This window comes from Chitinophaga sp. G7 BAM 1005 (genome assembly GCF_057126945.1).
On the sequence record NZ_CP181478.1, the window covers coordinates 3,937,668 to 3,962,490 of the forward strand.

General features: G+C 47.9%; 17 protein-coding genes. 7 read left to right on the forward strand and 10 right to left on the reverse strand.

The features are described from left to right. Nucleotides 1-119 precede the first annotated feature (119 nt). The 3 genes from ACMXI2_RS15485 (at nucleotide 120) to ACMXI2_RS15495 (ending at nucleotide 3,848) form a co-directional block, all read left to right on the forward strand. Nucleotides 120-1,781, forward strand: a complete 1,662-nt coding sequence (locus ACMXI2_RS15485) for a lectin (RefSeq protein ID WP_483777003.1) — start codon at nucleotides 120-122, stop codon at nucleotides 1,779-1,781. A gap of 142 nt (nucleotides 1,782-1,923) precedes the next feature. Next, nucleotides 1,924-2,679 carry a glycosyltransferase family 2 protein gene (locus ACMXI2_RS15490; RefSeq protein ID WP_483777004.1) on the forward strand — a complete coding sequence of 252 codons (756 nt, stop codon included), beginning with the start codon at nucleotides 1,924-1,926 and terminating at the stop codon, nucleotides 2,677-2,679. 47 nt (nucleotides 2,680-2,726) lie between these two features. Beyond that, nucleotides 2,727-3,848 (forward strand): glycosyltransferase family 2 protein, encoded by a 1,122-nt coding sequence (locus tag ACMXI2_RS15495; protein ID WP_483777005.1) that lies wholly within the window; start codon nucleotides 2,727-2,729, stop codon nucleotides 3,846-3,848. Here ACMXI2_RS15495 and ACMXI2_RS15500 read toward each other — a convergent pair. Further along, nucleotides 3,829-4,965: a lactonase family protein gene (locus tag ACMXI2_RS15500; protein WP_483777006.1), complete on the reverse strand. Its 1,137-nt coding sequence runs from the start codon at nucleotides 4,963-4,965 to the stop codon at nucleotides 3,829-3,831. The two genes, ACMXI2_RS15495 and ACMXI2_RS15500, sit on opposite strands and share 20 nt — an antisense overlap. Before the next feature lie 437 nt (nucleotides 4,966-5,402). Between ACMXI2_RS15500 and msrB the strand changes: the two genes are divergently transcribed. Further along, nucleotides 5,403-5,921: a peptide-methionine (R)-S-oxide reductase MsrB gene (msrB, locus tag ACMXI2_RS15505; protein WP_483777007.1), complete on the forward strand. Its 519-nt coding sequence runs from the start codon at nucleotides 5,403-5,405 to the stop codon at nucleotides 5,919-5,921. 8 nt (nucleotides 5,922-5,929) lie between these two features. On the opposite strand, the gene ACMXI2_RS15510 is transcribed toward msrB, so the two are convergent. The 3 genes from ACMXI2_RS15510 to ACMXI2_RS15520 form a co-directional block, all read right to left on the reverse strand. Further along, on the reverse strand, nucleotides 5,930-7,090 hold the full coding sequence (locus ACMXI2_RS15510) for a serine hydrolase domain-containing protein (protein ID WP_483777008.1): 1,161 nt from the start codon (nucleotides 7,088-7,090) through the stop codon (nucleotides 5,930-5,932). 75 nt (nucleotides 7,091-7,165) lie between these two features. Beyond that, nucleotides 7,166-8,299: a helix-turn-helix domain-containing protein gene (locus ACMXI2_RS15515; protein ID WP_483777009.1), complete on the reverse strand. Its 1,134-nt coding sequence runs from the start codon at nucleotides 8,297-8,299 to the stop codon at nucleotides 7,166-7,168. 58 nt (nucleotides 8,300-8,357) lie between these two features. Then, entirely contained in the window at nucleotides 8,358-9,089 is a 732-nt protein-coding gene (locus ACMXI2_RS15520) for a DUF481 domain-containing protein (protein WP_483777010.1), read from the reverse strand. 177 nt (nucleotides 9,090-9,266) lie between these two features. Here ACMXI2_RS15520 and ACMXI2_RS15525 point away from each other — a divergent pair, with 177 nt between their 5' ends. Both ACMXI2_RS15525 and ACMXI2_RS15530 read left to right on the forward strand, forming a co-directional pair. Beyond that, the gene (locus ACMXI2_RS15525) at nucleotides 9,267-10,106 is read left to right on the forward strand and encodes a sugar phosphate isomerase/epimerase family protein (protein ID WP_483777011.1); all 840 of its coding nucleotides are present in this window, start codon (nucleotides 9,267-9,269) and stop codon (nucleotides 10,104-10,106) included. Nucleotides 10,107-10,148: 42 nt separating this feature from the next. Continuing rightward, a complete protein-coding gene (locus tag ACMXI2_RS15530; protein WP_483777012.1) occupies nucleotides 10,149-11,246 on the forward strand; it encodes an AI-2E family transporter in 1,098 nt (365 codons plus the stop codon). On the opposite strand, the gene ACMXI2_RS15535 is transcribed toward ACMXI2_RS15530, so the two are convergent. Continuing rightward, nucleotides 11,243-13,585 carry a TonB-dependent siderophore receptor gene (locus tag ACMXI2_RS15535; protein WP_483777013.1) on the reverse strand — a complete coding sequence of 781 codons (2,343 nt, stop codon included), beginning with the start codon at nucleotides 13,583-13,585 and terminating at the stop codon, nucleotides 11,243-11,245. The two genes, ACMXI2_RS15530 and ACMXI2_RS15535, sit on opposite strands and share 4 nt — an antisense overlap. Before the next feature lie 122 nt (nucleotides 13,586-13,707). On the opposite strand from ACMXI2_RS15535, the gene ACMXI2_RS15540 reads away from it, so the two are divergent. Continuing rightward, nucleotides 13,708-14,067: a hypothetical protein gene (locus ACMXI2_RS15540; RefSeq protein ID WP_483777014.1), complete on the forward strand. Its 360-nt coding sequence runs from the start codon at nucleotides 13,708-13,710 to the stop codon at nucleotides 14,065-14,067. A 215-nt stretch (nucleotides 14,068-14,282) separates the two neighbouring features. On the opposite strand, the gene ACMXI2_RS15545 is transcribed toward ACMXI2_RS15540, so the two are convergent. The 5 genes from ACMXI2_RS15545 to ACMXI2_RS15565 all read right to left on the reverse strand — a co-directional run bounded on the left by ACMXI2_RS15545 (nucleotide 14,283) and on the right by ACMXI2_RS15565 (nucleotide 24,735). Next, nucleotides 14,283-16,715 carry a TonB-dependent siderophore receptor gene (locus ACMXI2_RS15545; RefSeq protein ID WP_483777015.1) on the reverse strand — a complete coding sequence of 811 codons (2,433 nt, stop codon included), beginning with the start codon at nucleotides 16,713-16,715 and terminating at the stop codon, nucleotides 14,283-14,285. A gap of 133 nt (nucleotides 16,716-16,848) precedes the next feature. Further along, nucleotides 16,849-18,735, reverse strand: a complete 1,887-nt coding sequence (locus tag ACMXI2_RS15550; RefSeq protein WP_483777016.1) for a sensor histidine kinase — start codon at nucleotides 18,733-18,735, stop codon at nucleotides 16,849-16,851. A 139-nt stretch (nucleotides 18,736-18,874) separates the two neighbouring features. After that, on the reverse strand, nucleotides 18,875-19,996 hold the full coding sequence (locus ACMXI2_RS15555; RefSeq protein ID WP_483777017.1) for an efflux RND transporter periplasmic adaptor subunit: 1,122 nt from the start codon (nucleotides 19,994-19,996) through the stop codon (nucleotides 18,875-18,877). Between the two features lie 30 nt (nucleotides 19,997-20,026). Continuing rightward, the gene (locus tag ACMXI2_RS15560; RefSeq protein WP_483777018.1) at nucleotides 20,027-23,299 is read right to left on the reverse strand and encodes an efflux RND transporter permease subunit; all 3,273 of its coding nucleotides are present in this window, start codon (nucleotides 23,297-23,299) and stop codon (nucleotides 20,027-20,029) included. Nucleotides 23,300-23,352: 53 nt separating this feature from the next. Beyond that, nucleotides 23,353-24,735 carry a TolC family protein gene (locus tag ACMXI2_RS15565; protein WP_483777019.1) on the reverse strand — a complete coding sequence of 461 codons (1,383 nt, stop codon included), beginning with the start codon at nucleotides 24,733-24,735 and terminating at the stop codon, nucleotides 23,353-23,355. Nucleotides 24,736-24,823 lie beyond the last annotated feature (88 nt).

Genomic DNA, 24,823 nt, shown 5'->3' on the forward strand with positions numbered 1-24,823 from the left:
CTCTCCTTAATTGCACCAGAAAACTTCCACGTTTCATTATCCATAGCCCGGCATTGTTCTAAGAAAACCACGGTAGCAAATCCGATAGTAATTCCTAATCATCATCAATTGTTCCACACATGAAAAACAAGTTGCATCTTCTCTTCGCAACCCTTGTTGCATTGTCTGTTGGCTGCTCCAAAAAAGAGGCCGTCAATTCACTCCAGTCGCCCGATGGCAAAAAATCAGGCATCAGCGCACTGGGCTCTCCTGTTGGCGACGTAGTCGGCAAAATCACGGTAGGCTACCAGGGCTGGTTTGCCGCCAATGGCGATGGCTCCCCCATCAATGCCTGGTGGCATTGGACACAGAACTGGAGCGCGTCGCCCTCTGCCACGAATAATGGTATTAAGTCCTGGCCCGATGTAAGGGATTACAGCAGCACCTACCAAACCGCCTGGGCAAACCTCGGCAATGGTCAACCCGCGAAACTGTTCTCTTCTTTCAACGACCAAACCGTCAACACCCACTTCGGGTGGATGGAGCAAAACGGTATCGACGCCGCCGCATTGCAGCGTTTTAACCCAAATGGCGCCGAAGGACCGGTACGCGACGCCATTACCGCCAAAGTGAAAACTGCTGCGGAAAATTATGGCCGCAAGTTTTACATCATGTATGATGTCAGTGGCTGGACCAACATGCAATCGGAGATTAAAACCGACTGGACCACCAAGATGTCGGCCTACACCTCCTCTTCCGCTTACGCCAAACAAAATGGCAAGCCGGTGGTGTGTATCTGGGGCTTTGGCTTCAACGACTCCAATCACCCGTGGTCTGCCGCCGTATGCCTGGATGTGATCAACTGGTTCAAAAACCAGGGCTGCTATGTAATCGGCGGCGTACCCACGCACTGGCGTACCGAAACCAGCGATTCCAGACCCGGCTTCCTGGCCACCTACAGCGCGCTGAATATGATTTCACCGTGGATGGTAGGCAGGATCGGTAATGTCGCTGATGTGGATAATTTCTACACCAATGTAAACACACCGGACCAGGCGTATTGCAATAACAATGGGATCGACTACCAGCCCTGCGTACTACCGGGTGATTTACAGGAACACCAACGCGCGCATGGCGACTTCATGTGGCGCCAGTTTTATAACATGGTACGGGTAGGCGCCCAGGGCATTTACATCTCCATGTTCGACGAGTACAACGAAGGGAACCAGATTGCCAAAACAGCAGAAAACGCCTCCTTTATTCCAGCGGGCTCCAACTTTGTGACCCTGGATGAAGATGGCGTGGTTTGCTCCGCGGATTACTACCTGCGCCTGACCGGCGACGGCGGGAAAATGCTGAAGGGACAAATCGGCTTAACGGCTACCCGTCCTACCGCGCCTGTGGCGGGCGACGGTGGCGGCGCTCCCATCGGGCAAACCATCACCCTTAAAAGCTCCGATAACCTGTACGTGTGCAGCGAAAACGGCACACAAGCCATGAATGCCAACCGCACCGCGGCCCAGGGATGGGAACAGTTTTCCGTGGTAAGCGCCGGCAGCGGTAAAGTAGCAATGGTAAACGGCGGCTTTTATGTATGTTCAGAGAATGGTACCCAGGCCATGAACTGTAACCGTACTACTATTGGTCCGTGGGAACAGTTCGACTGGATCAGCAACAGCGACGGCACCATTTCACTCAGGGGCAGCAATGGCAGCTATGTTTCCAGCGAAGGCGGTACACAGCCTATGACCTGCAACCGTACTACTATCGGGGCTACTGAAAAGTTCAGGGTAAACCAGTAATTATTCCCCTCTTTTAATATTTGGTTATTTGGATATGGCGTTACATCATGCCGGGCTATCACAACAAAATATCCAAATAACCAAATAAAAAAAACAAACAAATAGCCCTAATTTTAGCCCCGGTAATCAACTAGTATATCGAATGAATGAACGACCCGGTGATGTATTGATCAGCATAATTATCGCAACATATAATGCCGGTCAGCACCTCAGAGAATGCCTGCAATCTGTTAAGGAACAGACTGTGAAAGGAATTGAGGTAGTGATTGTAGATGGAGACAGCACAGATAATACCCTGGCTATTGTACAGGAATCCGGGCTGGAGCTGGTGAAATGGGTGAGTGAACCGGATAAGGGCATCTATGACGCGCTCAATAAAGGCATCGGGATGGCAAGCGGAAACTGGTTATATTTCCTGGGCAGCGACGACCGTCTCCTGCCGGGTTTCAGTGAACTCTCCTCACATCTCAGCGATGGCCACACTGTTTACTATGGCAACAGCACCGGGTTCAACACAAACGGCCCCGTTGAATATCCGCTTTTACAGGGCAGCTTCAGCGAATACCGGCTTGCCAAGTATTGTATGAACCATCAATCCATTATTTACCCGAAAAGCGTTTTCCGGAAATATTCCTACGATCTGCAATATAAAGTACTGGCTGATTACGCACTTAACCTCCTCGTTTGGGGCGACCGCAGTTTTAAGAAGCAGCATTATCCCGTTGCCATTGTATTGTATAACATGACCGGGTTTTCCTCGGACAATAAAGACAGGCAATTTTTAAAAGATAAATTACAGCTGATCCGCAGGGGAATGGGCTGGTGGATGTATGTGCGTATGCTGGTGAAACGTTACAAGAAAAAACTGCTGCGCGAAGAAGACCTCTGGGCGCCGTAACCGTTAGTGTTGTTCCTGCCTGATTTTTCTACCGTTATCTGCTAAGTATGAAACTCTCTATAGATGTTGTAATGCCGTCCTTCCGGCTGGAGGAAAAATATGTGCTTCCCGTGCTTCGCTTGCCGAGACCGGATAATGTTGTCATTAAGTTTTACCTGATGGCAGATAATCCGGACATAGTGCCTGCTGAAAGTATCCGGGCACTGGCAGATAACAACCATGTATTTCTTTATATCAATGAAAAAAACCTGGGTGCTTCCGGCGCCCGGAACCGGGGCATATCCGTTTCAAAAGGCGACTGGATCCTGTTCCTGGACGATGATGTTACCGTAACAGATGATTTGTTGTTCAGGTATGCCGCTGCTGCCGCAGAACATCCGGATGAAATTGGATTCATTGGTCTTATTCATTTTCCACCGCCACCCGGTGATTTTGCCAGGGCGCTGATGGCCAACGGCAATGTAAATATCTTTTCTGTGGCAGCGAATAAGCCTTCGTTTACCTGGGGCGCCACCGCGAATATCATGGTGAAAAGAAGTGCGGTGGGTGATGTGCGCTTTTCCTGCGATTACCCCAAAGCTGGTGGTGGTGAAGATGTTGATTTCTTCCTGCATGTGCGCGACAGAAATAACGGGCAAAATTTCAGATCATTGCCGGAAGCTGCCGTTACCCATCCCTGGTGGGATGATGGCCGTGCTAATTACAAACGGCCCTACCGGTATGGAATTGGCAACAGCCGTTTGGGCAAGTACAATCCAACTTATACCTACCGCAATTTGCTTAATACCCCCGAAACAATATTGTTTTGCGGCATTACAGCACTGGTGCTGTTGTTTACGGCTCCTGGCTGGATCATCCCTGTGTTGCTGTTTGCTGCAGGTAGCTTACCTGTAGAACTCGCGGCAACGGCGGTGATGATCAAAAAACGTTTCCCGGGCAGCTCCTTTGGAGTGATGTTTCATGTTACCATCCTGAAGCTGGTAAACGATGCCGGGGAGCTGTGGGGAAAACTCGCCCACGGAGAATTCTCCAGGATCACTGAACGCTTTGATGATACCGGCTCCATTAAAAAGAATACCTTTTTCAAAACCAATACTTACAAAATAGTAAAGTGGGTATTATATCTCCTGTTGTTCACGCTGCTCATTATTATCTGGCGTAAGCCCTGATCTGCAGGGACGATGGATTTGGCAGGGTTACCTCCACGCCTGTTTTCTTCAGCAGTCCGCTTTTCAGATCTCTTTTAAAAACAACAATATTCCCTGTTTTCTGATTTGCCACCAGTAAAAACTTACCTGTAGGATCAATCACAAAGTTCCGCGGGTGTTTACCCTGTGTGGATTCCACGCCTATTTGCTTCAACCGCCCGTTCTGCTGGTTAATGGAATAGATAAATATGCTGTTGGCGTCTTCCCTGGTGGAGGCATACAGGAAGTGGCCATCGGGTGAGATATGGATATCGGCGCCGCCAAAATCGGCCTGGGAGGTTGCCAGGCGGGCATCTACCCGCTGGAGGCTATCCAGTTTACCGGCGTGGTACTGATACGCCGTAACAGTGCCGCTGATTTCTTCAATGCAGTAAGCCATTGGCAGCCTGGGATGAAACGTGATATGCCGGGGACCGCTGCCGGGAGTGGTGCGCGTGAACGGCGGATTAGCCGGCTGTAAAGGCTCTGCCGCATCCGGCGCCAGTTGGTAGGCATGGATCTTATCTGCACCCAGATCAGGGAAAAAAGCATACTGACCATCCGGAGAAAAAACCGCCGCGTGGATGTGTGAGCTGAGTTGCCGGCTTCGTACAATGCTGCTGTCTTTAAAAGCAATGGTTTGTTTGGCAGGGGCTATATGTCCGCTGCCGGTGAGTGGGAAAATGGACAGGCTGCCGCCGCTGTAATTGGCGCAGATGAGCCATTTGCCTGTTGGGTCTACTCCTACATATGCGGGGTTATCGCCGCCGCTGTCCTGCCGGTCGAGCAGCGTTACCGTTTCTTTCACGCTGTCGAAAGCGAAACTGCTGACGCCACCCACATTAGGCGTTTGGGCTTCAGAGCAGGCGTAAATATATTTCCCATCGGGCGATAACGTAAGAAAAGAGGGATTGAGAATGCCTTTGGTGGCAGATACCTGCTGCAATGCACCGGTCTGGTAGTTGAACCGGAACAGGTATACGCCGTCTTTGTCCTTGTCGCGGTTATAACTTCCCACGAATAGATAGTATTGCTGTGCATGTGCAACAAAACCGCTGAAAAGCGTAATACCGAAGGCAAAGAATAATTTACGTAACAATGTGATGATGATTTAAGCATGAAGATATCCTCTAAGATAATTATCTCCCGAAAAAAAACGGGAAAATGTATACGACCACCTATCGCCTTCGGCGATTTTAAATTGTCTTGGAGCAGGATTACACTGATTATATTGATTTTTTGGATTTTTGAAATGATTAAGGGAGATATAAGCGAATATTTCCGCTTATATCTCCCTTAATCTATTAAATCAAATATGATCAAATCCTTGTAATCATTATAATCAGTGTAATCCTGCTCCAAGACAATTTAAAATCGCCGAAGGCGATCCCTCCGCTCACCTTGCAATGAGTTCTTATTTTAAAAGATTTTGTAAGGAAACGACGGTTCATCCGTCCAACAGCATAGCCGTCTTTATTACGGATTTAAAGCGGTAATTTTAGGTTATCGTATTATTCACCAGTATTTTTTTGTGAGATGAGAATAATATTTCTTTTAACACTGATCCTGGCCACACAGATTGCCTGCCATAGCCAGAACAGCAACAGTAAACAAGCGCCAGTGAAAAATCCTTACTATTCCAGAACGGATACACGGAAACTGCATATTACCAACGCTGAATGGAAAAGAATACTGCCGCCCGACCTTTATGCCGTAGCCAGGGAAAATGCTACCGAACGGGCATTTACAGGCAAATACTGGGATTCCGACGTAAAAGGCAGTTACTATTGTGCGGTTTGCGGCAATCCCCTGTTCAGATCAGACGCTAAATTCGCCAGCAGCTGCGGGTGGCCCAGTTTTTTTGAACCACTCAAAGCCAACAGCGTGATCTACAAGGAAGATAATTCCTTCGGTATGCAACGGACGGAAGTGATCTGCGAACGTTGCGGTTCCCACCTCGGGCATATCTTTGATGATGGCCCTCCTCCTACGCATAAGCGGTTTTGCATGAATTCCGTATCGCTGGACTTTGAACCGGATCCCGGCGCGCATTAAACGGGGATTCACTCCAGGAAATGATCCAGGAAGGCTTCGCCAAACGCGGAAGCCCTCAGCGTTTTGTTTAAATTACGCCGGAAAGGATTAAACATCCCAATGCCCGGCAAGGGTTTCACCAGGTGATAAAAAGGCCGGCTCAAATCCTGCGAGTTAGCCAGGATAATAAATGTCAGGTCCCGCTCCGGGATCTTCACAAACAGGGCGGAAAAGCCGGTCCACCAGCCGGTATGCCATATTACCTTTACGCCTTTGTAGTACTTTACATACCATCCCAGTGCGTACCGGATGGTTTTACCTTTGGGGGTAACATAAGGCGTAAACACTTTCTCCCAGGTATTATCTGCCAGGAACATTTTCTTATCAATGGCGGTGGAGTAAACCGCCAGATCGGCCACATTGCTCATAATGCCCGCCGCCGGACCAAAACCATATGAAAAGGTAATGGGCTGCAACTGCTTGTTTTTCCAGTCGTACGGTTTGGCTACCCGCTGCATAAACGCCGCTTTATCATAACCGGTTAATGCAAAGTTGACACTATCATCAGTACTGGGCACGGTATTTTTCAGCGACAGCGGCACAATAATCTGTTCCATCAGCAATTCCCCGAAGCTATGCCCGGACGATTGCGCGATTACCTTCCCCAGTTGATTATACCAGCTGCCGTTGTAGCGGAATACGTAGCCGGGTTTATAGCTGTTAAACATGCTGCCCATAGCGGTATGTGTGAGCAGGTGCTTTACTTTGATCCGTGGATCGCTGCCCCAGCGGGCGCCCAGGTTGATCCCGTATTTACCGATAGGATCATCCAGGCTTACCTTCCCGGCCTGTACCTGCTGCATGAGAATAATGGAGCCAAACGTTTTGGTAACGGAAGCCACCTGGTAAACGGTGTTTTCGTCGGGCACGGTTTGTTTTTCCAGGTCGGCATAGCCGAAGCCTTTTTTCCAAACCAGTTTTTGATCATTTACCACGCCCACAGAAATACCGGGGATGTGATATTTTTCCCGGAGATGTTCCAGTTTCTTTTCAAAACGGGTCATTTCTGCAGCATTCCAAACTGCATCACGGGAGGTGACCGGCGCATTGTTTCTGACCGGCCGGCTGGTGCGGCAGGCAAATAAAAATAAGGCGATCATCAAAAAGGAGAAAGTGGAGCGATGTACCATCCGGGTTATTTATTTTGATGGCAAAGCTCTCTGTTTACCGCGTTGCCACCTACTCATATCCGGATTTGAGACATATTAAAGCGCTGATTTCTGCGCTTCGGGGGCGCTTTTCCTGAATTCGGATGGCGACATGCCGGTAAGCTGCTTAAACACCCGCTGGAAAGTAGCCGGTGAAGAAAAGCCGCAATCATATGCGATGCCCGTGAAGGTAAGCTGATCGGCATCCTCCTGTAACAATTTTTCCTTGAACAGGCTAACACGGTAGCCGTTTACGTACTCATTAAAATTTTTATGCAGATGCTGGTTCAGCACCGCAGAAATAGATTTTGGCGGTAAACCGGTATGCTGCGCCACCATTTGCAGGGTAAGTGCGGCATTCAAAAACAGCTGATCTTCCTCCATTGCTTTTTTCAGCAACATTACTGCGGGTGTTGTAGTAGATTCCGGCAATATGGTTTCCGCTTTTCTAGCGGTTGCCAGTTCCTGGAAGGAAATAATATACCCTTTAATCCCCAGCCAGTAGATCAGGAAAGTAATGGGCACATAAATAGGATACCAGTCAAATTTATCGAGTATCACATCGGTATAACGGGGAATAATATACGGCACCAGGTATACCAGCCAGATAACAAGGAAGCCGGCAAACATCCAGGTGAGCTGTTGCAGCCAGCGCAACCCCGCGCCGGGTGGGTGACTGCGTTTATATGCCGCCAGGAATTTAAAAGATAACCCCGTATAAGCAGCCAGCGACATCCATCGCGGAATGTCTGAATATACATTGTAGGCGTCTATAAAGATGCCCCACGGCTGCGGGTTATTCTTCAATACGCCCGCCAGCACGCCCACCACAAAAACATTAGCCGCAACCGGTGCTCCCAGGTCGATGACCACCGGCCAGAAGTGCCGCCGCCGTTGCGGGGTGAGTTTAAATTCACGATCGCAAAAAGATTGTATGTAGAAATACATCAGCGGCCCCACCGGCATTACCACAATGAGCGGTAGTAACTGCGACAGTAAGTTGAGCCACGGAGAGTTAAACCAATGATAATAAGCGCCACATAAACAAAAACCGGCCATGCTGAGCAGGAAGATCAACGCCGCTAAAAAACGGTTTGCCGCCCGTTTCCTGGTGGAAAAAAACAGCAGTCCGCTTACGATAAAACCCTGGACTACGCCCAGTAAAATAATAGTTTGGAATAAACGCTCCATAATATCAATTCCCCGGCAAAATAAGATAAAATATTTACCCTTTGGAGCAGTGGCCCCGCTAGAAAAATTTCTCTATGGTGAGGCCGTAATTCATCAGCAGGTTTTCGCGCTCAGTACGGTTTAATTTATTGTAGGTCATGGCAGCGGTGATAGCCAGCCAGGAACGGAGTTTCACGGAAAGGGAATTATTGCATTTAATGATATAGTCGTTTCCGTGAGACAGCGAGTTTTGCAGGTAATTGGAGCCTTCCAGCACAATCACATCTTTAATCACCCATTTATAATACACCCGGAAGGAATTCCGGAAAGTATGATACACGTCGGGGATGGTGTCGTGCAGGAAAAGATCGCTGTTTTCAAACAGGAGTCCGTCGCTCAGGTTGAGGGTGGCGTTCTTCCGTTTAATGACGTCATATGCCGCGCCGCCGCCGCCCTGGAAGCGATCGTTGATCTTTAAGGAATAACTTTTATCATAGTTGGCCAATCCCCAGAAATACACTTTCTTTTCTCCCCGGTAAATATTAAAATCCATCGCGGTAGAAACATCGTTATTGGTAACGCTATGGTCCTGTTTTCCATATACGTAACTGGCGCCCATATTCAGGGTCATCTTCTTTTTACTGATCTTAAAGCCCACGTTATTATTGAGCAGGAAAGAGTTGCCGTCATTGGTCCTGTTCACCGAACCCGTTGAAGCGTATTTAATGTAGTAATGCACCGAGTCGCTGAACTGGGCGCTGGAACTTAAGCCGTAAAATAATACCATCCATAGTAAAACTAATCTCTTCATGATCACTTGCTTAGGTGTTATAATAATGCGTTTCGGGCGCCGCAATTAACGTGCCTGAACATTCAACAGCTATTATTATAAAAAACAACTTTTTTTAAAGATCTTAGTCCATTATACTGCCGGCGCATATTTTCCGGGCAGTGCATTTTGCTAAAACCACGTAAACAGTATACAAATATGTCATCAAGAAGAAATTTCCTGCTTCAAACGGCGTTGGGCATGGCAGCCACTACTATGGCGCCTTTCACTGTTGCTGCAACTGCCGGCAGCCCGGCAAAAAAAGCACTGCTGCCCATCGGGATGGCGGGCTATACCTTTGCCAAATTTGATCTCGACCAGGCCATCGCCATGATGAACCGGGTGAATATCAAAAACATCTCTATAAAAGATATCCATCTTCCCCTAAACAGTTCTCCGGAAAAAATAAAGGAAGTGCTGGGTAAATTTTCCGCAGCGGGTATTAGCGTATACGCCGTAGGCGTTATTTACATGAAAACAGAAAAAGCAGTAGATGAAGCTTTCGCTTACGCCAAACGTGTAGGCGTTCCGTTAATTGTAGGCGTGCCTAACCCGGAACTGCTGGACTACACCGAGAAAAAGATCAAGGAGTATAATATCCGCCTGGCCGTACATAACCACGGTCCGGAAGACAAGCTGTATCCCGGCCCAAAGAACGCATACGATCTTATTAAAAACAGGGACGAGCGCCTGGGCCTCTGCCTGGATATAGGTCATGCCGCACGCGCCGGGGAAGATCCTTCCAAAGCCATCCTGGCTTATAGAAACAGGATCTTCGATCTGCACATCAAAGATATTTCAGCAGCAGTCAAAGATGGCAAAGCCATTGAACTGGGACGGGGCGCCATTAATTTCAAAAAGCTGGTAACGGCGCTGGAGAAAATTAATTATGCAGGCGTGTGCAGCCTGGAGTTTGAAAAAGATATGAGTGATCCGCTGCCGGGCATTGCCGAATCCGCCGGATTTTTCAGGGGTGTGATCAGTACGGTTAACAGCTGAAAGCTTGTTTGTCCTGCCATCATTTAGCTTAATTCATACGATATGCGTTATTCCGTTCCGTCCTCCTCCAGGAGCATTATTGAAACTATTCTTGTATTACTTTTATTCCTCGCACTGCTTATAGCATTGTACGACGTGCTGAAGGTATTTTTTGGCGTATTTACCTTTGCACTTATCTTCTTTGCCTCTTTCAATCAATTTTATGAATGGCTGTGCAAATTGCTGCATCAACGGCGAAAGCTGGCTGCCATCCTGTATACGGTGGTGTTGCTGATTATTGTGGCCATCCCTTTTGCCTACATCATTACTGCATTGGGAAAGCATATGAAAGACCTGCTGCATTTTGCTGCAACCATCAATGAGCATGGTGTGCCGCCGCTGCCGGAACAGGTTACTACGCTGCCGGTAGTGGGAGAACCTGTTGCCGCCTTCTGGCAGCAGTTGCAGGAAAACCCCAAAGAAACCCTTACGGGGCACGAGCACCAGCTGAAAATTGTATTGCATCATATCCTGACCGGCGGCGCAGGAATTATCGGCGTATCGTTACAGGTGATACTTGGTATTATTATTTCCGCACTGCTGCTGGCAGGCGGCAATAAAATACTGGACCCGCTGAAGCTAACGCTCCGGCACCTGTTGGGAAAAAGAGACAGTCTTACTTTATTGAGTGCTACCTATAACGCTATCCGTGGGGTTTCCATCGGTGTAATGGGCACGGCATTCATTGCCGCAGTTATTTCCTGGATTGGGTTTGCCATTGCGGGTATTCATTTCAAGGTATTGTTTTGCGCCCTGGTATTTTTCTGTGTGCTGATCCAGGTAGGTCCGCTGGCGGTATGGGTACCTATGATGATATGGGCAGCGATGCAGGGACATACGGGCGCCACGGTTTTTGTTATTGCATATGGCTTGTTTGTGTTGGGAATAGATACGGTACTGAAGCCCATTCTCATTTCAAAGAGCGGGAAGAAGCTGCCTTTCCTGGTGCTTTTTATCGGTGTTATTGGCGGGATGGCCGCCTGGGGTTTTACAGGTATGTTCAAAGGGGCTATTATCCTGTCGGTGTTCTATACGATCTTTAATTCGTGGCTGGAGCGGAAAAAAGGCGACAACCCCGCAGAGCTGTCGCCTTCTCTTTAGAATTTTAAGGTGACGCTTGCCAGGAAGTTCACAGGCTTTTGCGCGATACCATTGGTATCCCAGTATTTTTCATCCAGGAGATTATTGCCTTTCAATGCCAGCCGGTATTTCGGTTGATCATAAAATACGGAAGCGCTCAGCAGGGTATATCCCGGCAAAAGAAAAGTATTGCTGGATTCAAACCAGGAGTCGCTTACATAGTTTCCGCCGGCGCCAAAGCCCAGTCCCTTCATCTTTCCGAAGGACATATGATAGCTTACCCAGATATTGGCTATATCTTTAGGACTGCCCACAATCAGCTTGCCCTGTATAGCGGGAGACGCTTTCGTATACCTGTTCTCGTTATGAGCATAGCCAGCAATGATATTCAGGCCCGTTACCGGGTTAGCCGTCAATTCCAGCTCGTATCCTTTGCTGCGTTGTGTGCCATCCTGGAACATAAACGTTTTTCCATCCACGATCTCCGTGCGGGTAACATTGGTAACATCAATGTTATAATAACTGGCGGAACCGCTTAATTTATTGTCGAACAGCTCCACTTTTACACCGCCTTCCCACTGGTTGCCTTGCTGCGGCTTCAGGTTCAGAATAGTATTATCCGGTTGTACAAGCGGCGCCAGGTTTACAAAACCATTCATATAATTGGCAAACAAAGATACCTTGTCTTTCCACACCTGGTATACTATTCCCAGCTTGGGCGACAAGGAGGTCTGATTATAATCACCGGCATATTTACCGGTAGCCACGGTGTAAGTGCCGCCGGTAGAGAAGCGATCCACACGCAGGCTCAGCATGGTCATCAGCGCCGGGGTGATGTTCAGCACATCAGAAGCATAAACGCTGTAGCTGTTAGACTTTGTACGGGTAGCAGAAAATCCTTTCTGATAAGACAGGTCATCAATCAAATCCGGATTCAGTTCTTTTACCGGCTGATTTATATTCACTACATCGTAGTTCACAGTAACCCGGTTCAGGCTATTATAATTATAGTTGTAGTCGATGCCAATCACCAACCGGTTCCTTAATGACGCAATCCGGAAATCGCCTATGAAATTTTGCTGCAGCTGGATATTACCAAACGTTTCGGGTTTCTGGTTCCTCACGCTGCGCGCCATCGTAGAATCGGTGAGCAGGGTCATGTTGGTCCAGTAAAAATGTTTATAGAAGCCTTCGGAAAACAGGTAATTGGTTTGGGAGGTCCAGGCGTCCGATATTTTGTATTCGATCTGGCCCTGGATGTTGTTGATGCCATTGCTGATATCCGCTCCATTATTGATGTATGAGCGCTTATACCCGGTCTTAAGATCTTTAAAGCTTCTGGCGGTCACATTTTTAAAATCGTTTACGGCATAGGTGCCGGTGGCGAAGTTGCCCCTGGTAATTTCCACATCTACCAGGAATTTCAACCGGTCGTTCACCTGGTAGGAAAAACTGGGAGCAATGGTATAATTTTTAGCATATCCCTGGTCCTGGAAAGAACCTTCCGTTTGCCCTGCGGCATTGAGCCTGAACAGCATGGTATGGTCCTCATTGAGCGGGGTATTGATATCTGCGGTAAAGCGCGCAAACTCGAAGCTCCCGCCTGTGAAGCTTACGTTTCCGCCAAACTGTTCGTACGGTTTTTTGGTCACATAATTATAGAGTCCACCGAAAGTGATGTTGCGGTTGCTGCCAAATAAAGTACCGGAAGGGCCCTTTATTACTTCAATACGTTCCAGGATGGCAGGGTTCAAAGGCACGATGGCGCTTGTAACCATGCCGTTCCGCATACCGGTGGCGTTGGAAAAACCGCGGATGGTCATCCCCTGGGAACCGCCTACGGCGAAGTTGGGCACTGCACCGGGAATATTCCTGTAAATATCCGTACGCTCGGTGATCAGTTGTTCCTGCATCAGGGCCTTGCCTACTGTTTGGTATACCTGCGGGTTTTCCAGGTTCTTCAGCGGAAGACGTGCTACCTGGTCCGTATTCTTATCAACAAATTTATTGCGGTTGGTATTAATAACAATTTCCCGCAGTTGTGTATCAGACAGTTCCAGCCGGAGGGATACGTTTGTGGTCTGGCCCTTCTCCACGGTTACGTTTTGTGTGAGCGTTTGGTATCCGATCAGTGAAATTTCCAGTTGCCAGGCGCCGGCAGGTACGCGGTGAATGGTAAATGTGCCATCATTCCCGGTGATGGCATTTCTTGATGTTCCTTTTATCACCACGGTTACCGAGGCGGCGGTTTGGTTATCGCTGGTGGTTATTATTCCTTTAATAGTACCGAAATCAGTTTCTGTATCGGAGAAAGCATACAGCGGCAGTAATAAAATCAGGCAGTACAGCAGTTTCTTCATGGTTGGATGCGAAATTTTTTGCAAAAATAGAACAAGGAAAACGGCATCGTTTTAACATTCCGGAAAAATATCTGCATGAAAAGAAAATTTTGATATTAGCTTAGCGGGCAAAGATCCCTTACATGAAAATTAAGCTTATCAGAAAATTCCTGGAATACGTTTACAATAATTATGTGGGCAATTTTTTAGGATTCGTTATCGGCATGGCGTCTACCCGCCTGGTATCCCACTACTTTACCACCCGCAGCATCCGGAATTTATGGGGACTTACCGCCCATAAAACCGTGGTAGATAAACATACCTACAATACAATGGAATGGACCATCTCTATCGTGATCGGTTTTATTGTGTTTGAAATTGTTTCCAAGTGGCTGAAGAAAAAGCTGAATGAAATATTGCCGAAATATAAATTCACGCAATGGATGGTGGATGCTGAAGAGAAAGGGCCGCCGGCGGTTAATAACAACAGTACTGCCGCATAAAAATGCAGCGGATTTTGTCTTTCTGCCTGATTACACTGATTATACTGATTACCTTGATTTTACTTTTTAGATTTTATAAAGGATTTTAGATGATTTTGGGAGATATAAGCGAAAATATCCGCTTATATCTCCCAAAATCTTTTTAAATCAAAAGTGATCAAATCCCTAAATCAGTATAATCAGTGTAATCAGGCAGAAAGACAAAATCCGCTGCATTAGAACTTATACGTTACGTTTCCGGAAAAACGTCTTGGCATCTGTGGTTCAATGGTGCTCCAGCCTTTGTAGTATTCTTTATTACCGATGTTATCTAGTTTGAAGGCTACATTGAATTTGTTGGTGTTATAAAACAGAGAACCATTTAACACGGTGTAGGATGGTAAAGTGAATACGCCGGTGGTGAGCCTGTTCAGGATCATGTTTTCACTGGCATAGTTACCGCCGAAGCCAATACCAAAGCCTTTCACCGGACCGTTCTGGAATTTGTAGGTTACCCAAAGGTTCGCCAGGTTTTTAGGGCCGGCTTCTTCGGGGCGCCTGTTTTCGTAGTCTTTATTATCTGTTTTCACAAATTTGCTGTCGTTGTAGCTGTAGCCTCCGGTAATGTTCAGCCCTGCTACGGGGTTAGCAACAATTTCAGCTTCCATACCACGGCTGGTTCTTTCTCCGCCTTGTGTATAGCTGCCTGTAGGGCCTCCTCCTACCTGCATGATGATATCTTTCACTTTAATATCATAGTAGCTCACGGAACCGGTGATCATGCCACCTAACAGGTTTACTTTCACACCGCCTTCCATTTGATTGGCCTGTTCAGGACGGAAAGTTTGCCAAACATTATCGCTGGTGCGTTGTCTTGGTGCGCTGTTGGTGAAACCATTCATATAGTTCGCAAAAACGGACAGTGTATTCAGGATGGGCTGGTACACGATACCAAATTTAGGCGACAGGGCGGTTTGTTCGTATTTCTCGTTGGCGCCGGCAGTAAGACCACCATTTTTGAAATGATCTACACGCAAGCTGGCCATTACAGATAAGCTGGGCAGGATATTGAAAACATCCGACACATAAGCGCTATATGTTTCCTGTGTGAGGTTGGAGTTATCTATTGATGAAGCATTCAGCAACGAATCGGTATGTTGTCTGGAGAGGATCCCGTTGTCGTTACCGGCCATATCTACCAGTCCGTTCATTACATACCCCGTGCTGTTGCCTTGTGTCTGACGGCTGAAATAATCCAGTCCGGCTACAACCCTGTTACGGAACTGGCCTATCTTAAAGTCGCCCGTAAAGTTCTGCTGGATATCGGTGGTATTGGTACTACCGTTCTGGTAGCTGATATACCGGGCAAACGTGGGTGAAATATTTGGGAAACCTGGTATGGCTGAAGAAGCTTCATACAGGTAAGAATAATATCCTTCTGATTTGGCGGTTCCTCTTGATACGATGGTTTGTGAGGTCCAGGTATCGGACAATTTATAGATAGCCTGTGCCTGGATGCTGCTGGTAGGCGTTTTGATGCTGAGGTTATTGCTGGTATAAGAGCGTTTGTTATCGTATCCCAGCTCCTGCAGGTTCTTTGCAAACAGCGCGGCGCCGCGGTCGAGGAACAGCATGGTTGGGTTGGTACTTTCCGTAGAAAGGAATTCGGTGCTCAGCATCAGGGTGAGGCGGTCGCTGGCACGGTAAGTAAGCGACGGTGCGATGTAGCGTTTTTTTACGAAGCCTGCATCCTGGAAGCTGTTTTCATCATGATAAGCGCCGGTTACGCGCAGCAGCACTTTGTTATCCTTATCCAGCGGGGTATTGATATCAGCGGTGATGCGGTTGAGGCCATAGCCGCCGCCGGTGTAGCTGATTTCACCGCCGAAGTGGTCGTAAGGTTTTTTGGTAACGGTGTTGATCAAACCGCCGTAGGAAATTACGGAGCTGCCGTACAGCGTACCGGACGGGCCTTTCACTACTTCAATCCTTTCTATGTTGGCTACATCCAGTCCGCCATTAGTTAAGCCTGGCAGGCCGTTTACCAACGTAGGTTGTACCGCGAAGCCACGAAGCGAGAAGTAACCCGCGCCATCGCCGGCACGACCGGTAGATGACCATAGTTTACTGATACCAGGCGCGTTGTTGAGCGCATCTTCGTAGCGGGTTACCACCTGGTCTTTTATCAGTTCGCTGGAGATAACGCTGTATACCTGCGGATTCTCAATATTCTTTAACGGCAGTTTTGCCACATATTCACTGCTTCTTTTAGTGTATTTGTTCCGGGAGGCGGTTACCTCTACTTCATTCAGGTTCTTTTCAGAGATATTCAGCTGAAGATCTACGGTAACGGTTTTATCTTTTTCCACGGTTACCTGCTGACTGGTAGTTTCATATCCTGTGAGCGATACCTGGATAGTATAATTGCCTGGTGTGATGTTGCGGAGTAAATAAGTACCGTTATCGTCTGTGAGGGTTGTTTTTCTGGTACCTTTTAGTGCTACTACCACGCCCGGCGCCGGTTTGTTGTCTGATGTGGTAATGAGCCCTTTGATACTGCCACCGTTCTCTGTTTCTTCGGCGAATGATGTGCCGGATACGATTGTTGTCAGGAATAGTAAGCACCATGCTGTTCTCTTTAAAAATTCCCTTATCATTGATTTCTCCATTGTCTGTTTCCTTAAAATTTGCAGGTGCAAAGTTCGGGACAGATGATATGCGGAGGCAGACGGATACGGAATTTGATTTACGCAATCGGGAAAAAATTATTTTGTAAGCAGGAGTCTGACTAAAGTGATGCAACTAACAGGCTTCTAATGCAGGAATACGTTTAGGCAAAGTAACAAAAAAAGTTGTTCCGCTGCCAGGCATGCTTTCAAACCAGATGCGGCCTTTATGTGCTTCTACAATTTGCCTGGATATGGCCAGTCCCAGCCCGAAAGATTCTTCCCCGGCAGTGCCTCTCCTCTTGGTTTCTGTGAACATCTGAAATATTTTACCTTGCATCTCAGCAGGAATACCAATCCCATTGTCTTTCACAACAATCTCCACTTCGTCCTGTTTTTCCTCCAGCTGTACGCCAATATTAGCTCCGTTGGGGCTGAATTTAATGGCATTGGTGATCAGATTGCTTATTACCCGCCATATCTTTTCCCTATTCACATACGAGGTTATATGGGATGCATGCAAATGAATTTTTTGATTTTTTATTTCTGCTTTGAACTGCAGCAGGTCCACACAATAATGAATCAACTGATACATATCTACTGCTTCTTTTTTTAATTCTTCTACGCGGCTGTTTATCAGTAAAAGATCCGAGGTCAGCTCCAGCGAGTTCTCTCCCGCAGTTTTAATAAGGTTCAGCATCATCTCATCATCCTCAGAGCGCGGCACTTCCTGCAGTAGTAGTGTAGCGATGGAGGTCATAGCGCCAATAGGGCTGCGGAGATCGTGGGCTACTATTCTCATTATCCTTGTGTTTTCGTCCTGGCTTTGCTCCAACACGGAGAGCGTTGTTTGCAGGTTGTTATTCTGCTCGGATATTTTCTGATTCAAACGGTGCAACACCCGGTATTGCCAGTAAATAAAAGCTACCAGCAATGCGCTGATACCGCATATGACGATTAACAGCCAGATTTTCGCTTGTTTGCTATGGTTACTAATTTCCAGTAGTTTATTGTCTTCCTCTACACTATTGTATTTAACATAGTCGCCGATGAAATCTTTCAGGTTTTCGTTTTCTTTTGTAAGCGCGTCTTCCAGTAACTCACGCGCCTGGTCGATCTTTGCGGCATTACCGGTTAAGCGGGTAGCCTCTACGATTGTACGGGACGCCGGTACCATCATATTCATGTAGCCCGATTCTTTTACCAGCTGGTAAGCCTGCTGATAGTATTTCAGCGCACTGTCTGCATTATTCATATGGTAATCACCCAGGAGGGCCAGGCTATTTATTTCGAGGAGTTCCATACTTATAGCCCTGGACCTGTGCAGGGTTTCCTCAATTACGAGTAGAGCTTCGTTCCTGTGGCCTTGCTCAAGCAGGCGGTTTGCCTGTACCTGCATAACAAGAATGCGGACCCATTCCATCTTATACCGGCGGGCAATTGCTAATGATTGGCCCAGGTAATAGCTGATGCTATCATTGCTGAGCAACTGGGTAGACATACAATAATTAACATATAGTAAACCCAGGATACTGTCCTGCTTTAGATGCTGACCTGCCTTCATGGCCTGCCGGAAGAATGATTCAGATTTTATGCTATCAGGTATTGCTGCATACACCAGCGCCATATTCATGAGTACCTGGACAATATTAGAGGTATCGCCCAGTTGCCGGTAACCCGTAAGCGCCCCACTGTACACTGCCAGTGCTTCCCTGTATAATCCTCCACAGCTGAAGGCTGTACCGATAACGTTATCCGCATCTATTGCACCTTTAACATAGTGCAGCCTGCCGGCGAGCGCCTTCGCTTTCATCCCGTAATAAAAACAACTGTCAATACTTTTAGCCTGGTAAAGCAGCCCTACCCGATTCATGCCATCCACCAGTTCGATGCTGTCATGTAGAGACGAAAGCCGCGCCTGTTCTTCCCATATCAAAGCAGACTGGCCATAGGCTTTAGGATATTGGAAGGAAAGTAGTGCGACAAACAGTAGAAATATGGTTAATTTCGTAGATATATCCATGTTATGGGGAAAAAATTCATATATTCAATTTACACTTTTTTAAGTAAATAATTAAGAAGGACTTTCTGCCTATATCCGGGCAGCCAAAAAAAAAGCCACCCCCTTGCGGGAATGACTTTTCTCTTCATCCACTATCTATCTACTTAACTTTTACATTAGGAGCGGGCGCATCATTCCGTACTTCTTCCGTAGCGGTAGCCACCAATGTATCGCCGGCGTTCAGTTCTCCAAACACTTCGGTTTTACCGTTTTCACTGCGACCCGTAGTTACCGGTACCCACTTCGTTTTTTTGTCCTGTATTTTCACCACGAACACGCCGGTGGTGGAATTGAGGACTGCAGAAGAAGGTACCACGAAGTTATTGGCGTTGCCGGTGAGCGGAATGGCTACTTCTGCCACCATACCGGGTAACAATGATTTATCGTTATTGGCCACATCAATTTCAATATGCTGGGAACGGAGCTTGCGGTCCAGTGCGCCTGCAAGGCGGATCACCTTTCCTTTAAACGCTTTATTGTTCAGGGATCTTACTTTAAAAGCCACTTCGCTCTGGTTAGTGAGGTAGCTGGTATAGGCTTCCGGTACACTTACCACCAGCCTGAGTTTCTTTTGCTCCTGTAAGGTGAAGATGGGCATTTCAGAACCCTTTCCGGACGGGCCTACATAAGCGCCGGCGCTTACGTTACGAGCGGTGATCACCCCGCTGAAAGGCGCGCGGATTTCGAGGTAGTTGCGGTTATCGCCTACTTCGCGGTGTGCGGCTTTGGCGGCGTCGAGCTGGGCCAGGTCCGATTTCTGGCGGGCAAAGGCCAGGTCCAGGTCATTCTGCGAAACGGTACCGGGGGTTTTGCTGGTTTCGAGCAGGCGGTCGTAGGTAGCCTTGCTGGACAAATAGATGGCCTCCTGCGACTTTAACCGGGATTCTGCACCGGAGAGTTGTGAGTTGATCTCTGGCGCCTCCATAGTGGCCAGCAGCTGACCGGCGGATACTTCACTGCCCACGTCTACGCTCATCTTCTTAATAAAGCTGCTCACTTTGGCATACAAATCTACCTGCTGGAAAGCGATCAGCTCCCCGGGGATTTGTATGGAAGACGACAAGCTGCCCTGGGTCAGGGAGAAAACTTCAACAGCAGGCGCTGCTGCAATGGCGGATGTTTCTTTCCCCTCTTTGGCGCCGGAGGTACTGCAACTGTACAGTCCCGCGATGGTCACCATTGCTGACAATAAAGGAAATGTAATACGGAAACCGCTGTTCATATAGTATATTTTAATAGAATTAGATAATGGTCAGGCTTTTTCGTCTGATGGGATATAGTGAATACTTTCTTCGTCTCTTGGATGCAGTGATACGCTTTGTGTACCTGCTTTACCTTGTCCCCATGCAAACGCCAGGGGCAAAATAAACAGTGCTGCAAAGGTGGAAGCTATCAGTCCGCCTACTACTGCCCTTCCCAGTGGCGACGACTGATCACCGGCTTCACCCAGTCCGCTGGCCATAGGAATCATACCTACCACCATTGCCAGGGCTGTCATTAAGATAGGCCGCAAACGCAATGCCGCCGCTTCGGTGGCAGACAGGAGCGCATCGCCGTTATGCTTGCGCAGCTGTTCTGCATTCGTGATCAGCAATACCGCGTTGGAAATAGATACCCCTACCGACATGATCATACCCATGTAAGATTGCAGGTTCAGGGTAGAACGGCACAACATCAGCAACACCAGTGATCCCAGCAATACCGCCGGCACAGTGGCCAGTACTACCGCGGATACTTTGAACGACTGGAAGTTGGCCGCCAGCATCAGGAAAATCACCACGATAGCGACCAGCAAGCCACTCTGCAAACTATCCAGCGTATCGGTGAGCGTATTGCTTAACCCGATCAGGTCCACGTTCAGGCCACGCGGCAGCGTACCCAACCCCGCAATGGCTTTCTTTACATCCTTTGCCGCCGAACCAAGATCGGTATTATTCAGGTTAGCCGTTACCGTTAGTGTAGGCATGGCGCCGAGGTTATCTACCTCCCCATAAGTGGTATCAACCGACATGCTGGCCACATCGCTCAGCAACGGACGCGAGTTATTTCTCAGGAGCGGTATTTCACCAATCTGTTCTTTGCTGTTCATCTTACTTTCCGGCACCTGTACCTGTACGTTATAGCTCAACCCGGCTTTTTCATCTACCCATATATTCTTTTCCGTTAACCTGGAAGAAGAAGTAGACGCCACGAGTGAACGGGAGATATCATTCATATCCACGCCCAGCTGCGCTGCCCGGATACGGTCTATATTTACATTGATGGCAGGGTACTTAATGGACTGTCCTATTTGTACGTCGCGGAGGTAAGGCAATTTATTTAATTCGGCGATCAGTTTCTGTGCATATCGCTCACCCAGTTTGCGATCACGACCGGCGAACCTTACTTCAATGGGTGTTGGTGAGCCCTGGCTAAGGATCTTATCCGTTAGTTCTATGGGTTCAAAAGAAAGTTTCATCGTTGGATCAATCGCCTTTGCCTTCTCCCGGATCTTATCTTTTAACTCATCCAGGTTGGTGTGATAATGCTCACTGAGTGATACCTGTAGTACTGCTTCGTGCGGGCCTGCCATCCAGAGGAAGATAGGCGCCGTAGAAAACAGCTGCGGGTGCATGCCAATGTATGCCGAAGTAATGGATACATTTTCTTTTCCCACAATCTGGTTAATACCATCCAGCAATTTGATGGTTTGTTGTTCCGTACGTTCAATACGGGTACCATCCGGTACGCGCATTCTTACCTGGAACTGGCTGCCGTTTACCTTTGGCAGTACATCACGGCCAATGTTGGCGAGCAGTAATACCACGATCCCGCAAACCACCACCAGGTAACCAATCACAATAGGTTTACGGTAAGGCATCATCCTTTTGATAAAGCGCAGGTACCGGTTTCTCAGTTGTTCAAAGCGGCTGATCTTTCCATTGCCGTTAAAATCTCCGCGCTCTACTAATATTTTTTTCTGTTCCCAGGTATCTTTCTCCCCGGAAAGACCAGCAGCCGCAAATTCCTCCGCGTCGGTCATCTCTCCTCCATCTGCTTTCTTGTGATGTTTTACTTTCATCACCCAATTGGCCATAATAGGTACAAATGTTTGTGCAAGGAAGTAAGAGATGACCATGCTGAATCCTATGGCCAGGGCCAGCGGCAGGAACAGGGATCCCGGGATGCCGCCCATTGTAAAGGCCGGCGCAAATACCGCGAGGATACAAAACAGGATCAGTAATTTCGGGAAGGCGATTTCCTGGCAGGCGTCCCAGATAGCCAGCGCTTTGGGTTTCCCCATATCCAGGTGCTGGTGTATATTTTCTATGGTTACCGTACTTTCATCTACCAGGATACCGATGGCCAGCGCCAATCCGCTCAGCGTCATGATATTGATGGTTTGCCCGAACAGGCTCAGGAAAAGTACGGCTGAAATAATGGAGGTAGGAATGGTGAGGATCACGATCATGGCTCCGCGCGGATCGCCCAGGAACAACAGCACCATTAAACCCGTGAGGATAGCGCCGATGGTACCTTCTGTGAGCAAACTTTTTACGGAGTTGATTACGTAGGTCGACTGGTCAAATTCATAGCTCAGTTTCACATCTTCCGGCAACTGGGCCTGCATTTTCGGCAATGATTTTTTCAGGTTCTGCACTACTTCCCAGGTAGAGGCATCCGCGCCTTTGGCGATGCTCAGGTATACCGAGCGGCGGCCGTTTACCAATGCGTAGCCGGCGGTAACATCCGCTCCGTCTTCAACAGTAGCCACATCTCTCAGGTAAAGATTTTGTACATCTCCCTTAAACAAGGGAATATTTTCAAAATCTTTTACGTTACGGATCGTGGTATTGGCGGGCGTGATGTAGTTATTATTCCCGATACGGACGTTACCCGAAGGAGCTGTTTGGTTATTGAGGCGCATGGCTTCCACCAGTTGATCCGGTGTCATATTATGCTGGCGGAGCAGTTCAGGATCGGCTTTGATCACCACGGTACGCATGTTACCACCGAATGGCGTAGAGCCTATCAGCCCCGGAATGGAGGTAAAGGAAGAACGTACATACACGTTCGCCATATCCAGTAATTCGTTGTTGGAGCGTTTATCACTGCTCAATACCAGTTGGCCTACCGGTAAGGTAGAGGCGTCGAAGCGGATAATAAACGGCGGGTTGGAACCCGGCGGGAAGATGGCCTGAATCCTGTTGGAAAAGGCGCTCACTTCAGCGGCAGCCTGCGCCATGTTGGTGCCAGGGTAGAAGTTGATCTTCATCAGCGTAAGCCCCTGGATATTTTTTGTTTCTATACTTTTAACACCATTTACAAACAGGAATATGTTGATGTATTGTTTGGCAAAGAAGGATTCCATTTGTTTGGGAGTATATCCCCCAAAAGGGTGCGACACATAGATTACCGGCATGTCCAGCTTCGGGAAGATGTCAATCTTAATCGTATTGACTGCTTTGATCCCGAAGAAGAACAGGCCGGCAACAAGTACCAGGATGGTAATAGGTTTTTTTAATGCAAAACTGATTAAGTTCATGGTAATGAAGTGTTGATAAATAAAGCCATCAATGGCGTCCGTTTAACGAAAAGCTAATTTTCAAAGATGCTGAAGTCTCCTACTGCGGCGGCTTTCAGCAATAGCGCCTGCCATACATTACTATATGCAATATCCTTGTCTGTTTCTGCCCTGATCAGTGCGTACAGTGCCTGTGTTACATCTACCAGGTTAGTCAGTCCGTTTTTATACAATACTGATTTCTGGAGATAGGCATCTGAGGCGGCTTTCACCTGTACAGGCGATTCCAGGTAGTTATCCAATGCGTTTTTGATTTTTATATCGGAGAGATTCAGCTGTGCGCGGATCTGCTGGTCTGCCAGGTTGTATTCGTCCTGTAAGCCCTGGCTGATGAGCTGTTGCGATCTTACCTGCCGCGAAATGCGGAAGGGCTGCGTGATATTCCAGGTAACGCCTACACCGAACAGGTAGTTGGTGCGGGTAGGTTTTATACCATCCCAGTAGTTATGGGTGAAGTCTGTTTGATCCGTGGCATAGCCATAGCCGAACCCGGAGCCTCTTGTCTGCAATACGCCCACCAGTGTGAACGCCGGGTAATAAAAGGTTTTAGCATACTTTGCCTGTTCATCGCTGAGGGCGATCCTGCTTTGGTACCATTGCAGCAGCGGGTGATTTTCCGGGGAAAATGTTTGCTGCGGCAGTGCCGGGATGCGGGCTACATAAGAGGTGTCCAGAATAAATTCCCGGGGGGTGATGCCCAGCAGTTGCGCCAGTTCATTGCTTTGTGTTTGTTCAAAATCCCTTGCTTTGGTGAGGGCAATTCTGGCGTTGGAGTATTCCGCGTTGGCCTGTGAGGAGTCTACCCCTGCTATCAGTCCGTTTTGCACGCGGGTAACCACTACCCTTCTGATGGTATCTGCACGTTCCAGGTTTTCCTGGTAGGAGCGTGTGAGTTGTTGCGCTGCTACGAGGTTTAAATAAGTGGCCGCCACTTTTATTTTGTGCTTAAAAATCTCCTGTTGCCAGTCTTTATCGTTCTGAGCGGCGGCCGCTAATGCTGTTTTAACTTTCTCCTTTGCCCTGCCGAAAGCGAAGAAATCCCAGTTGATATTAGTAAGGTATAATGCGCCGAAGGCGGCATTCCAGTTCTGATGATCGAGTGGTAAGCCGGAGGAAGCCACGGCTAAACCTCCGAAGCCGTACAGGGGGCCGTTCTGGCCGTTTACGGTACCATAGTCCTGTTGTGCTGCCACATTGAAATTAGGCAGGTAGTCGCGGCGCGCCTGGGACACCTGTTCCCTGGAAGCTGCGGTGTAGCTGGCTTTGGCACGGATAGTTCCATAGTTGGCAATGGCCGTGTCAATAGCCTGCTTTAAGGTAAATACCTGTTGTGCATATAAATTGTAGCCTGAAAACAGGGATACAAGCGCCAACAGCAAATATTTCTTACTCCACATGAATAAATAGATTTTACGGTTGAAATGTCCTGAAGGATATTCAACCGCAAAATTTCTGTATCATTTTGAAGGAAACTTGAAGGAAAGG